The sequence below is a fragment of the Paraglaciecola sp. genome (genome assembly GCF_039942875.1).
GTDB lineage: Bacteria > Pseudomonadota > Gammaproteobacteria > Enterobacterales > Alteromonadaceae > Paraglaciecola.
The window spans coordinates 98386-112252 of record NZ_JBDVBQ010000051.1 but is presented as its reverse complement, the minus strand read 5'-3'; the positions used below and the strand labels follow the sequence as shown (position 1 = coordinate 112252).

The following is a 13867-nucleotide window of genomic DNA, read 5'->3' as shown; positions in this document are numbered from 1 at the left end:
TGATTAGATACGACGACTTGAGTGGTTAATTTTTAGTGTTGCTCACTCGGCTGCTAATGAGAAAGAACAATAACATAAAAAATAAGCTGCTGACTCGACTAGAGTCTAGGGGGTCACCAAATAGACCAAACGCAAGGTAACCTAACACTATACTTGCTATCGCCCCATTTATAGGCCGCTGCTCTACTGGGCTCGCCATTACATTTTTGGCTGCAATTCCCAACATGATTATAAACAATAGGCTGCCTATAGCTCCTATTTGATAGAAAATGGATAAATATATGTTTTTAATGTGCCATGGCAAGTGTTCAAAGTCATGATAAAAGAACCAATGATCTGTTCCTTGTGTGAAGTGGCTATTTGTAATGGCTGACTCCATACCTTCATCTATTAATTCAATACTCTTTATTGCAAGTGGAGCGTCGCCTTTTTTGTACCTCAGTAACATAACCGTAGGTAGTCGTTTAATCGCCCAATTCGCTCCAATTGTTTTACTGTTAATTGTGGTTGAAATAAATTGTGTGTCTTTGCTAGGTTGGACATTAATCTTTTGAGTTTCACAATTGACTGCCCAACGTTCAAAAATGATTAGGTTTCGTTCGCATAGAGAAGCAAATATTACGGTTTTATTGGCGATGGATTGTGAATTTAGCTCGAGGTTGAGGTTATATTCAGTGTTTGGTTTTATTGTAAGTCTTTGTCCAAAGGCTAAGTCTTCCCCAGGACCAAGTAACAAAGTGTTTTCTGTACCATTGGTGGTTAATACGTAACTTCCGATACGACGAACTAAGTCAGGCTCGTTGGTGACATAATTTAGTGGAAAACTACCCAAACCGTTGCCCATCATTATCTCTTTAAAAGACCACTGCGAGGAGTTAATAACTGTATTCCAATGATCAAGTCTGGTATCTAAATCTCTAGAGGTGGTGTCCATTCTCATTTGAATACGAGTGCCGCCAAGTGCAATTGCTAATACAGCTGAAATAATTATTGCGGCTAAATGGGGGTAAAAAGTATTGTCATCTTTTTGTGTCCTTGGTGTATTGGCAAAAAAGACACTTCCAATGATACCGACTAAGGATATAAGCAATAAAATTAGGTTGTTATTGGTTTTATCTATCCATTGGCTATCGTAAAAACTATCGATACAAATATAAATTACTAAAATATTTATCATCAATATTAAAGGCCAAAAGGCATGTTTTAGTTTGTCTTTATATTGATAGGTAAACATTGTAAAAATTAAACCAAGGGCAGCAGCCCCTATGGCGTAATATCCTGTTTGCCCATAAGCAAACCAAACACTGATAATATACATTCCATATACACTTAATTTAACGACAGGAAATGATTGTCCTTGTTTTCGCTTCTCTTTGAATTTCCATAAAAAGTGCATAATTGCTAGAGATGATAGGCTAACGGCTGTGGCTACATAGGTTGCACGAGTAAATCCAACTAACACACAATACAAGAGGCTAAGTAGCCCAATTAATGCGAACCCTTTGGCTTTATGGGATTTAAACAAATAAACCCCTAACAAATTAATAGGGGCAAGTAGTAAAAATATGCCGTCTAAACTTTCGCCTCCTGTGTGCATATCCGCCATGACCCCAGTCATTCGATAGGCCCCGGAAAAGTTCAGAAAAGAATGAGCCACTTTCATCCAAGGGGTGTCATCGAGCAAGCCCCCAAAGATTTTTCTTTCCCATAGGGCGATGAAAAAAAGCAATATCGAGGTTAATACCGCGGCATAGATTAAATAAGACACCACTAATTTTCTATCTTGTTGGCTATGCTTTACTAGTAACCAACTAAGGCCTAATCCATATGCAATTCCTTTCGTTATGGCAAAAGGGTAGGTCTCTGAGAAATACAGGTTTTGTGTTGTGGGGCCAAACAACTCAGCCAGTGGAACATGGGCTAGAGATAACAAACAAAAAGCAGTAAAAATACTGGGAAGTAACATAGTGTGTGTTTGGCCACTGTTTGGCTTCTTTAGAGTATTTAAAAGTCCTACGGCAATGGTAATCAAAACAAATATGTCATGTTCATTAAAAATAAATCTACCGCTCCAAGGAGATAGACTTAGACCTACTGTTATTAGAGGTAAAATAATCAGCCAGCTTAATGGTTTATAAAGTAATAAAGCCACATAAATTACAATTGCGATAAGTAATGACGTTTGAGCAATGGGAAAATGCCAGAGACCGTATAAGCACAAAGTAGCCAGTAATAGACTTGGCATAATAACGCTGATTTTCATGCTGGCTGGCAAAGTCGAAGGCGCGTGTGTAGTCAAACCTATTCCTTATTATCTGAAAATAAATGTTAAGTGCCTATCAAATGATTATGTGTATTTTTCTAATCGTGACACAAGCAAAAAGCTTGTGCGGTTCAAAAGCTTATTTTTGTACCATATCATTTGATGTTTTGGGTGATAGTATTGTACAAGGACACTATGCCAGACAGCAAAAAATAGCTATTATAGTATGCTAAATCTTTGATGTATTGGCACTTTGTGTTCATCATCCTATTCAAATAATGGCATAAGGATCTTATGAGTCAACTTCCTAAGTTTATATGTATTGGTGCGCAACGAGCTGGTACAACTTGGTTACATGAGTGTCTGAGTGAGCATCCAGATGTATATGTTCCTCCAGAAAAAGAGTTACATTTTTTTGACCGTTTTTATGACAGAGGTATAAGTAGTTATCAAGATTTTTTCAAGGCTGAAAAAACGGGTAATGCAAAAGTGTGGGGTGAGTTAACACCAAACTATTATCAAGAAGATCAAGCCTTAGAGAGAATAAAAGCCCATATTCCTGATGTGAAGTTAATTTATATACTTCGTGAGCCGGTTTCGAGAGCTTATTCTCAGTATCAACTTTATAAACCTAGTCAGTTTTCTGAGCAAAGCTTTGAAGAAGTTATCGCTACACAGCCTTTTGTCACCGATTTAAGTCTGCAAGGTAAACACCTAGAGCGTACCTATTCATTATTTGCCAAAGAACAAGTCTTAGTGTTGTTTTATGATGACTTGTCTAGTGATCCTAAAAGTACCCTAGAAAAGGTGTATTCGTTTATAGATGTTAAAAGTGATTTTATTCCAGAGCATTTAGATAAGCGCATTAATCGTGTTGTGTTGCCTGATTTACAGGAAAAGCTACAGAAATTTGGACTTGGTTGGTTAATTGACCTAGTAAAAGCCTCACCATTTTCGGAGTGGGTCAAAGAATTTTTCCATAAGACACCAAAGAAAAAACAAAGTGATCCTATGGTTAGTCAAATGCAAGGGACCTTCAAAGAAGATATTAAGTTGATAGAAAAGCTTTTGGATGTTGACCTAACGGCTTGGCGACAAGATTAATTGTTGCTAATTTAAGGCTATTTTAAATTTTGAGCATTTCGTTCATTATGATACTCAAGCCATTGGTCTGGTAAGTTCATTGGGATGTCAGGTCTATCATCATCAACAATTATTTTATAAGCGACTAACTTTGCCTGTTTACGATCACCTATCGCCGCCCAAAGCAGCTGTCTTTGGTTATCCCAAGTAACTGAACCCACAACCGTCGGGTTTTTTGAACTAACATCCCATTTCAAGCCTGAGTCAGGCCACTCAAATTGACTGAGCTGTGTTTCCCATGGCTTTTTCTTATTGTTGTACACTTCGACTAGGGCATCAGGGTCAAATACTCTTCCTGCATGTGCGAGTATGCCTTCTGGATAGGTACTATTTGCTATTTCTTTGGAATGGTTACCACGGTCATTGCGCCTACCTAGGCCTCGCTCTGTGTAAAATATTTCTGGCCTTTGTACTAAAAAATAACGAATTGAACCAAGATCTCCTTGGGCTCGATAGTCATGTAAACCCCTTCCAAAATTGTGTGTAGCTAAAACACCTTTTACCTCAGGGTGATTGATAAAAGTCAATCCACCCACACTTCCAGCTTGCCAATAGCCTGTATCACCTTGTGGATGTTTCCACATAGGTATATGAGCAAGATGTGAGGTGTTTGGGTCTTTTTCGGGGTAAAAGTAATATGGGTCGCGGGTAGCAGGTTGTTTATTATGAGGGTAATCAAGTAATATTCGGGGTGGCTTATTATCCATCTCCCAATAACCAAGAGCAGGGCCTAAAGGTGAGCCCAAAACGTCATAGCCGCCTTTACCTAATAAAAAACCTATGCCGTTAAGATACTTTTTCGACCATTCTTTATCGGTCAAACGCATAAAACCACCGCCTAAAGCTTGCAGCATATGGAAGTTATCATTTTTTGTATTACTTTCAGATGTAATTGTGTACTGAATTTCTGTACCAGTTGCAAGGTTCACTTTCGCCAACCATTTAGGTTCAAACCCAGACCTGTAACTTTTTCTGCCTGATGTGAGTACTTCGTCTTCATTTAACCACAACACTCCAGAAGCTGTGATTTTCCTAATATCTTGTAATGCAGGCTGTTTTCTGGCTACTTTTAATGTGGGCCAAGTTTCAGGGGCTCCTATTCCTATTTGTTCTGGTTCGATAAGCTCAATCACATAGCCTGCAGAATGGCCGGTAACCCATTTGTTACTGCCAGGTAGAAAATCAAGCTGAATACTTCTGTGATAGGTTTTACCTATTTTTATTCGAGGAATAGTGAAACCACCTACGGCTTGTAAATATTTACCTTTTAATAATTTACGTTCAGGGTAGGGTTTAAAGGTTTCTGGTTTAGGTAAATACAGATTATTTAAAAGAGGAGGGCTGTCTGCCTCTGGTTTAACCAAAGCCATATCTTCGTTAGCTGTTATTGACGGCTGCTCAGTTTCGGTGGTGCCATTAGCCGCTGGTAGTAAGTATTTGAATAACAGTACGGTGAAGATTGTTAGAATAATAGACAGTGAGATGTTTTTTAAATTGAGAAGTCTCATTTATGTTTCTTTGTTTTATTTTTTGATAATAATAAAGCGAAGCCAATAATCATTATGATTATTGGAAATGGCCATTTTAGAACATAGGCGACTTTTTCAAAATAATACTTGTTGGTAATAAAGTGTTTTACCCCATCCCAACGTTGGTAACCCAACTCGTAAGCACGCATTAAGCCCTTTATTTCTCGTAAGCTATAACCCTTATCAATGTAATGCTGGTAAATCTGGGTTGGTGAATCTTTTATCTCTGCTGGGCTGTAGGGTAGGGTTACTCCAAAATCAGGATCAAAAAGTTTCTCTTCACCATCAATCTCAGCAGTTACGATGACGTGCCCTGGAAAAGATAAAATTTGATTTGGGATCCCTTGCTGGTCAAATAGCTGCGACATTACCATTGAGGCATCCCCACATATTCCAATTCCTCTTTTTAGGCTACGTTGGTAATTTGCATAATGATATTTCTCGTATTCAGGGATCCCTGAGTACTTGCCCATAAAATACAAAAAGTAGTTTTCCCAAATGGGAATTAATTGGTTGTATCGAGTCACGTCGTACTCTTCGTTCCAATGTATATGTGCCAAACTTTGAGAGATAACATCTGTCATTCTAATGGCATATTGTGAGTGGTCTTCATCTGGAAGAGCTTCAATGTGTTTCATCGCTTGTTCATAGTTTAGTGAAAGATCATTAGGAAAGCGTAATGGTTCAGTCTCAATTATGCTTGGTCGAACGTCTTGAAAAAGTCCATAAACGTTAACAGCTAACAATGAAGTTCCCATAACAATACAGATTAAAGATAAAATTTTTCTTATCATGAATTCATTGCCTTTCGTTTATTTTTGACCACAACCCAAGCTTTAGTAAAAGCGCTGATGATTATATAGCTGACGCAACAAATAAGGAGTGCGACTATAAATTTTAATATAGATGTCATGGCGTAGCTAAGGTGGGAGCCAAAATGGTCCACAAACCATTTCATCACGCCCCCATGCAATAGAAATATATAGAAAACAGCGCTGGCTAAAATTATCACAGGACGATAGCTAAAGTTTGGAATTTTAACCGTACGGAATAATATCAATAAGGTGACCAATATCGAAAAAATAATAAAACGGTTAATGGGAATAGGTTGATAAACTTGTAGCACAATAAAAGTACTAGTTACAACAATCACCCAACAAAGCAATTGGTTTCTCACCGTTCTAGGGGAGTCATACAGCATGGCCCAAATAACCCAGCCCAATATAAAATTCCAAGCAATATAGTGGGGCAATTTCCAATATAAACTTGCACTGTCAATGAATAGGTCTATTGCCAATGGCATGGCCATGGCGAGAGCCAACATGCAGAGACTGAATTTAATTGGATGTGTTTTTGTCCATCTTGAAAAATTAAATAGAAAAGCCAGTGGTATTATTATCAGAAAAAGTTGTGTGATGGCTTGTACATACCACACAGGAAAAGTTGAAATTTTTTGTGGGTAGTAAAAATTACTGATAAGAAAAAGCTCTTTCCAGTCGAACTTAGTATAAATCATGCTATAGAAGATAATGAGTAAGACACTTGGGACTAAGAGCTTTTTAAGTAATCTTAAAATATCTGCAACCATTTCCTTGTTGTCTTTTTTAAAGGAAAAACGTGCAAAGTTTAAACCTGAAATCAAAATCAGTATGTTTACACCTCCTTGCAAATTATGCCAAGAGGAGTGGTTGATCAACACCAGTAATATGCCTAGGGCTTTTAGTAAGTCTAAGTTATCGACTTTTTTTAAGGCGAATAGCGAACTAAAGGACATGACTTTCCTTTTTAGCTTCAAGCTCCTTGATGGAAGTGTTGTGCCAATCTTCTGGTAATGTTCCCAAATATTCTTCAAGGGCTGAAGAGGTGCTCACATAAGATAAGGAGTCGCCCGCTAAGCTTCTGAAGGTACAAAGTACTGTAATATCAGTTGAAGCCAAGGTTGTTTCATAAATTTGCAGCACGCTTTCCCAAGAGTGGTCATTTAGGCCTAGGATATTGAGTATTTGCTGTTTAAATTCATGGGTAAATAGTTGTATCAAAGACTGTTTATTAGTTTGTTGCAAATAGTCAGATTGCAATTTCTTATAGTCAAACTTATCGTTTGCTAACCTGGGTAGTTGGATTAAAGTTTCAACTTGGAATACTTCAGGAGGCAACTTATAAATTGATATTAGTTGCATGATTGTTTGGTGGTCCTCAGGTTTTTTACTCTCTACTGCGACGATAATTTTTTCATCATCTCCAGTTACCGCTACCACATAACCTTTAGTAGATAAGGCATTCTGAATATCGTCCAAACTCACTCGTATTCCAAAAGGTTTTACAAAACGTGACATGCGTCCCACTATTTTATAAAGCCCTTTTTCATTACGTAGTGCGATGTCTCCCGTTTTTAACTCTGTAATCGTTTCTTTATTGTGGAAGTCATTAGGCCCTAATGCATATCCCATCATGATATTAGGCCCTTTATATGTTAGCTCACCTGGGGTATCTATATCAGTGATAACTTGGTCTTCTTCATCGATAATTGCCAGCTCACCATATTCCAGAGCAACACCAATACAATCGGCATATTCAAATACATATTTTGGGGGGAGGTAGCTTATTCTAGGACTAGCTTCAGTTTGTCCATACATTACAAAAAACTGATTATTGTTATCTTTTAGTTGTTTAGCAAAATGTAATATTGAGGTTGTAGATAATTTCCCTCCCGCTTGGGTAACATAGCGAGTTGATGGATAATCATTAAAATCAAAGCCGGTGGATTCAAGGGACTGAAAGCTATAGGGGACCCCTGAAAAACTAGTGACTTTATGCTTTTTATAAAGCTCCCAGAAGCTTTCATTAACCACTGAAAGCTCTGTCAATACGATTGACGCTCCTATGCGTAAATGAATATTGAGTAACGACAATCCATAAGAATAATGGATAGGTAAAGATGTAATTCCTCTATCTTCGGCGGTTAAGTCTAAATATTTAATAATCCCATCACAGTTAGCTTTGATATTTCCATGGGATAGCTTGACGAGTTTCGGAGAGCCTGTAGAACCAGAGGTACTTAGTAGGTGAGATAACTCTGGGTGCAGCTTAATGTCTGTTTGGTTTAGTAACTTGAAGATAGGCTTTGAGGTATCGGTAGTTACAACTATATTTGGATGATAACGGCTGATAAGTTCGTCTAATTGGACTTGGTTTTCATTGGCGACTAATAACACAGGAAAGCCTGCTAGCACGCAGGCTACATAAGCGAGAACGGCTGCGTAGTTATTTTGAGCTCTAATAAAGACTAGCTGTTTGCTGTGCTGGTACTCTAGTGTTAAAGCTTGGGCATCATTACAAAGCTTTTGATAACTGATGGGATTCTGGTTCTCGTCAATTATGGCTATGGTATTTTCATACTGCTCAATACCAGAAAATAAAGTCGTCACTTTACTACCTCACAGAGCCCAATTTTGTCACTACAGGCTCATCTTCTGTGTGTCTCTTTAGCACATAAATATTATAGGCAATTGCGGTATACAATACGCACCAATATAAAATTTCTGCCCGTAATCGGTTCATAAAGGTCATAGCTATCATAAATGCGATGAGCGAAGCTTGAATAGCAATAATCTTAAAGTACTGGTCCACTTGATTGTTCTTTTTAAGGTAAGATTTACATTTTTGAGTGGTTTTAGCGCAGTAATACAACATCATAATCAATGCAAATAAACCCAAGTAACCAATCTCTGATAAAGCTTCAAACCAAGTGGAGTGTACGGTTCGGTTTACTTTCCTCCCAGTATTCACACCTTCGGGAATATATAAATGAGCGTAAACGTTAAATCCTCTAAACCCTTTGCCAAAGGGGTAATCTTTGGCCATCTCAACCGAAGCCGCCCAAAACACCATTCGTGTTGCCCCAGACTCTTGTTCTTCATTTACTTCTGTTTCACTTGAAATAGAGTAAATTCTTTCTATAAACGCATCATCCGCTAGATATAGGCCTCCGGATACTCCTGCCAATGTGATAAAAACAGCTGAGAGCTTCTGAAATTTACGTTGGAACGAAGAGAAGTACATGTAATACATGAAAATTAAGATGCTGATCGCCACACCTAAAAACGCCCCACGGCTGTTTATGAGTACTATTGCATTGGCTATAAATATTCCTGCGACAGCAAATGCTGCTTTGGCGTATTTGTTCTTAGATGTCCAAAAATAATACAAGCATAGTACTATGGAAGGCGCGATAGCGGCTGCAAGCCCGTTGGCATCTGGCGCATCGACTGTGCCAATGCCTTCGACCCGTCCACCAGAGTTTCGGCCAACTTGCCAAGCATAGAAACTGATATACCAAGCTCCTAAAACATAACCCCATAAAACGTAATCAAACTTTTTGTCGGTATCGCATAACTTGTAAGCAATGCTAATAACTATAAATAACTTAATCATATTGACCATGGCATTGTAATGCAGCACAGGGATAGCGGCGTAAGTATAGGCAATACAATATAAAAATAGGATGAAAAAGGCCCATCTAAATTGTGGGACTGCAAATAGACGATTTGCTTTGATTTTCTCGAAATTTGTGAATAAAAATAAAATTAGGGTGATTGAAATAAAGAAAGAATAACTGATGTCCGGGACCATTTTCCCCCACCAGCGGGATTCTGGATTGAAGAAATAGACGGCTTCATAAAGCACAAAGGCGAATATTGGAAAGACTCGAAATGCCAAAATGAAACCTGAAACATAGGTTAGAAAAAACAGTAAGACACTTATCATTAGTCGTCAGAGCCTATTAATTTTGCTTGCGCCATTGCTTTACTTTGCCTTTTATCTTAGCTCGTTTTAGCTGAAACTGAAGTTGCCACTCGCCAACTATTTTTTGATGGAGCTTATAGTAGAACATAGCGATAGGGGATAAGGTTATATTTTGTCCCTGTAAAGTATAATTATTGGCGTTGAGCTCATCACCAGCCGCATACTCAATGATATCAATTTGCTTTTTAGTTAATCGTTGTTGCCATTTATTAGCCAGCTGAACGTCGGGCTTTCTTTGAGTGTTTATGTTTTCTTTATTGGCCACATATGCGGCATCACTCTTATGGTAATTTAACATAGTGTCGGAATATTCTATGTTTAGAAATTCACATACCTTCTTTAGGTTATTTGGCATATCCGTCACTAGGTCTTCAAAGCGGATTAACATAAAGTTTTCTGGAGCTAATTTCATAAAGGCTTTTTGTTGTTGTACTTCTTCTTTCCAGCGTAGGGCCCCAGTATACGCATTGGTGCCTAACCCCCATTTATTTTCTATATATGAGTTAGCCACTCCTCGGCCGTCACGTACAATAATTATGAACTTTGACCCTGGTAGGAATGCTTTTAGCTCTTCGATATACTCTGTTAATTGAGGGTCCTTTAAGCCCCAACATTTTATCCCTTTATCAGACACAAGTTCATCTACCGAAGAGCCATGTTTGCGTTTTATGATTTCGCTTATTTTTTTAATTATCGTGCTTTTACTACGATCTCCCACAAAAACCTTTATCAAAGGTAGTTCGTTTTGCACAAATATATGCGCATGAGCTGATAACATTCTTGTTAAAAGGGTAGTGCCAGAGCGCTGTGTGCCCATAATAAAAATAGGGTGTTGAGCTGCATCTAATGGTTTTTTCAAATCATTCATTGGACATCTCCCGCTTTAATTGCGGACTTATAGTTTTTATACCCCTTGTATCTATCAGACCATTTACCTTTTATATTATTTCTTAATTGGACACTCGTTAGATTCGTTGCTGGCGACGTAAACCATGAGCTTAGCCAGCTTTTCAAGTCTGCACTGAGCTCCCAATACAGTAATTTTTGGGCGTGTTTATGTCCATTGGTAATCTGCTTGTAGTAAAAAGAGCCTTGCCCAGTTTGGTAGTTATGTTTGAGTTTTTGGTGTTCTTCTGGTGTGCGGCGCCCATGATTATGAAACACAAACCAATCGGGGCAATAAACTATTTCTTTTCCACTTAACCAAATACGATAATAATAATCAGTATCTTCTGCTGAGCCACATAGGCTACCTGCGCCTAAATTGGTATCAAACTGACCTGTTTTATCCATGACGTCTTTTGAAAATAACATGCAGCAACCATGTACGAATCCAAATAGTTTTAAACCACCTGCATATTTGTCGTGGTTTTTACTTGTTTTTATTGTGATAGGTAAATCTTGTTGGTTGTACAACTCAACTCGGCCACCTATCATTCCTGCATGGGGATATTTTTGAATACTACCTTGTAAATCAACTATAAAACTCTCTGGTAATACAAGGTCGTCGTCGATGGTACAGACATAGTCTGTGTTATCTGAGATAGCCTCTATGGCGGCGTTTCTGGCATTACTCAAACCTTTTTTCTTTTGATTTATATAAGTAAGTTTAAACGGACATTCAATTGAATTAACTAAGGCCTGTACATTCGCATCAGGGCTATTGTCTATTACTACGATAGTAAAATTCACATCTGTTGGTTGAGTAAGCTTTGCGATAGAGTCGAAAAGAAGACGAATATCATCAGGTCTATTTAACGTGGGAATGATGCCAACCAAATTCATTATTTACTTACTCTTTTTAATGCTATGTCGTTAATTTGCTTAGTTTATCTGAATATTTAACGGGGATCTTAATCCAAGGTAAATATTTTAATCTCTGCCAAGTAAGGTCCTCAGATACCGTCTAACTCTATGATGAAGTGGTGGGCTAGGAGGCTTTCTATTTAAGGTGTAAGTTAGCGCTTCGCTTAATTCCGCTTTTTCTGGAAATTGTGCTAAGGCTTTTAGATTTTCTAATACAAACTCTCTGGCACTGTGGCTATTTATAGGCATAGCTCTAACTTTCTCAAAGGTGAGTTTGTCGGGAAAAGCGGCGCTTCGATTTAGCGCATCATATATTTCTAAATTAATCATAGTACGAATACATTTTTCACATTTACAACAATTATAAGCACTGTCTGGATTTCGCCAACATACCCTGAGGCTTTCAAGGGCTAAATTGTTTGTAGCGATTAGCTTGGCCTTATCGATGCGTTTTGCTTCACAGCCATCATGAATAAACGCTAAGCCCGATGAACTCCATTGAGGATCTAACAGAGGGTGGGTGCCCCAAGGAAATAGGTTACCATAATGATAAGATGAAGGAATGGTAATAGATTCAAACTCGTGGCTTAACAAGTGACCTATGCTTATTAATGCGGCACCATGTCCTAATTCTCCCCAAGTCACATATTTATCTAAGTAATCTCGTAGATTAGTTTCGATTTCAATGAGGTTGACATTGTTTTGTTCCGCAACCTTGTGGAGTTGAGCGGACGTTTTAGTTCTTAATTCATGATCTGAGAGTTTAATGTCATAACCATGTACAAATATCAGATCTGTAATTTTGCTTTGATGCTTTAGAAAACTGTAAAACGAGTCCATTCCACCAGAGAAAAACATACCGTGTCTTTTAAAGTTTTGAGGGGTAACTTTAGTTTCAGAGGAATGAATTACAGGGAGAGAGGTAGCCTGGTTGTGCTCAAAGTCTACTTGAGTAAAGTTTTCATGCCAGCTTTTGTAAATATTTTGAACCGTGTACTGACCTGCTTTAAAGTTTGTATCCAATTCTGCTTCTAAAAATACTTTGGGTATTCCTTGTTGCATGGCTGGTAGTAATGTAATCGTAGCTTCCACTTCTGCAGACATCACTAAAGGGTGTTTACTTTTAAAATATATTTCTTTGGGGGCAGATTGGTTCTGAATGTTCACAACAAAACCAGCTCCATCAGGCAGTGAGCTTGATGAAACATTGAGCTGAGAACTCTTAACGTTGTTAGACATACTCTGTTCCATTATAGGTGATCTTGTAAGTCATCGACTTCGTTGAGTAGGTAAGTTAAATCGGACTCTGTCATCCAAGTATGGTGAAAGTTTGAAATTTTTCCCCCTAAAGAGTCAAAGGTGTAATTTTTTATACCGAGCAGAGTGCTCATTATAAAAGCATGCAGACGGTCGGTTACCACTCGCTCACCTTCACTAAGCAATGCTATTCCTCGGGTGAGATTGGTGTGAGCATAATGTAGTCGTAGTTTTTCATAAAATGGTTGTATTAACTTGGTTTGGCTAGGATAACGTTTGATTAAGTAGCATAACCAAAGGTTTAGTTTGCTCTGTAATGGGGCTTTTTCGACAACCCAATCAGAATAAGAATAGGTTAGCGCCTTGGCTTTTAGTAATTGGTTAATTGCCTCAGTTTTATTCACTAAAAGTTCTTTGTCTTCACGAAGTAAGCAGAACACATCAGACTTTGCTGGCAGGCGTACTATCGTTGGTAAATAGAAAGCCATATCGGGTATTAACTCAGTTGTACAACTGAAATTATGTCGCGCAAACTCCAAACTTTTTTTATCTCTTACAAACAGTGAGTAGTGAGCACATTTTGCTATAGCATCTGCCGTTTCTTTGATTGAATCTTGGGTTTCAAAGTGAATACTTTGTGGAAATTGTATTAACCTTTTATGTGAAAATTCATTCATTATCGCAAGGCGAATTTTTTGGTGACGTTTCCAAAGATCACCAAAATTCCCTCCACCTTGAAAAAATATACAATCAGCTTGTTCTAAGAGGTATTTTTGCCCTTTAGCGTAACTTCTATGGTCAATAAAATGTACCTTAGCTTGTGGAAAATGAATGTTTAGAAAATTCATTTGTCCCAGAAAAATCGCACTATCACCTATGTTTGGATAATCTGGCGGATCGACTAAGACTATATTTAAAATGTTTTCAGGTACGCTTGGTAGTAACGTCTGTTTAATTATGTTTTTTAAAAACATATTGCATTTCTAATTAACATTTTATTTTTCCTTAAAAAATGTTGTACAAGCCACGCTAAACATTCTCTGTATCTATCTTATATTAATGT

Annotated in this window: 11 protein-coding genes; 1 reads left to right on the top strand and 10 read right to left on the bottom strand. The window is 37.9% G+C overall.

Annotated elements, in window-relative coordinates:
* Positions 1–25: 25 nt before the first annotated feature.
* Positions 26–2299: a hypothetical protein gene (locus ABJE44_RS18130; protein WP_348111291.1), complete on the bottom strand. Its 2274-nt coding sequence runs from the start codon at positions 2297–2299 to the stop codon at positions 26–28.
* Positions 2300–2557: 258 nt separating this feature from the next.
* Between ABJE44_RS18130 and ABJE44_RS18125 the strand changes: the two genes are divergently transcribed.
* The gene (locus ABJE44_RS18125; RefSeq protein ID WP_348111290.1) at positions 2558–3367 is read left to right on the top strand and encodes a sulfotransferase; all 810 of its coding nucleotides are present in this window, start codon (positions 2558–2560) and stop codon (positions 3365–3367) included.
* 17 nt (positions 3368–3384) lie between these two features.
* Here the strand turns inward: ABJE44_RS18125 and ABJE44_RS18120 are convergent, their stop codons facing one another.
* From ABJE44_RS18120 to ABJE44_RS18080, 9 genes are all read right to left on the bottom strand, one after another.
* A complete protein-coding gene (locus ABJE44_RS18120; RefSeq protein WP_348111289.1) occupies positions 3385–4914 on the bottom strand; it encodes a hypothetical protein in 1530 nt (509 codons plus the stop codon).
* The gene (locus ABJE44_RS18115) at positions 4911–5729 is read right to left on the bottom strand and encodes a hypothetical protein (RefSeq protein WP_348111288.1); all 819 of its coding nucleotides are present in this window, start codon (positions 5727–5729) and stop codon (positions 4911–4913) included. The genes ABJE44_RS18120 and ABJE44_RS18115 overlap by 4 nt, the downstream gene beginning before the upstream one ends.
* Positions 5726–6709, bottom strand: a complete 984-nt coding sequence (locus ABJE44_RS18110) for an acyltransferase family protein (protein WP_348111287.1) — start codon at positions 6707–6709, stop codon at positions 5726–5728. Before ABJE44_RS18110 ends, ABJE44_RS18115 begins: the two co-directional genes overlap by 4 nt.
* Positions 6699–8363, bottom strand: a complete 1665-nt coding sequence (locus ABJE44_RS18105; RefSeq protein WP_348111286.1) for an AMP-binding protein — start codon at positions 8361–8363, stop codon at positions 6699–6701. Before ABJE44_RS18105 ends, ABJE44_RS18110 begins: the two co-directional genes overlap by 11 nt.
* A 4-nt stretch (positions 8364–8367) precedes the next feature.
* Positions 8368–9654 carry an O-antigen ligase family protein gene (locus ABJE44_RS18100; RefSeq protein WP_348111285.1) on the bottom strand — a complete coding sequence of 429 codons (1287 nt, stop codon included), beginning with the start codon at positions 9652–9654 and terminating at the stop codon, positions 8368–8370.
* Positions 9655–9718: 64 nt separating this feature from the next.
* Positions 9719–10609, bottom strand: a complete 891-nt coding sequence (locus tag ABJE44_RS18095; RefSeq protein WP_348111284.1) for a sulfotransferase — start codon at positions 10607–10609, stop codon at positions 9719–9721.
* Entirely contained in the window at positions 10606–11526 is a 921-nt protein-coding gene (locus ABJE44_RS18090) for a glycosyltransferase (RefSeq protein WP_348111283.1), read from the bottom strand. The genes ABJE44_RS18095 and ABJE44_RS18090 overlap by 4 nt, the downstream gene beginning before the upstream one ends.
* 87 nt (positions 11527–11613) lie before the next feature.
* Positions 11614–12786: a hypothetical protein gene (locus tag ABJE44_RS18085; protein ID WP_348111282.1), complete on the bottom strand. Its 1173-nt coding sequence runs from the start codon at positions 12784–12786 to the stop codon at positions 11614–11616.
* Between the two features lie 11 nt (positions 12787–12797).
* On the bottom strand, positions 12798–13778 hold the full coding sequence (locus tag ABJE44_RS18080) for a polysaccharide pyruvyl transferase family protein (RefSeq protein WP_348111281.1): 981 nt from the start codon (positions 13776–13778) through the stop codon (positions 12798–12800).
* Between the last annotated feature and the right edge of the window lie 89 nt (positions 13779–13867).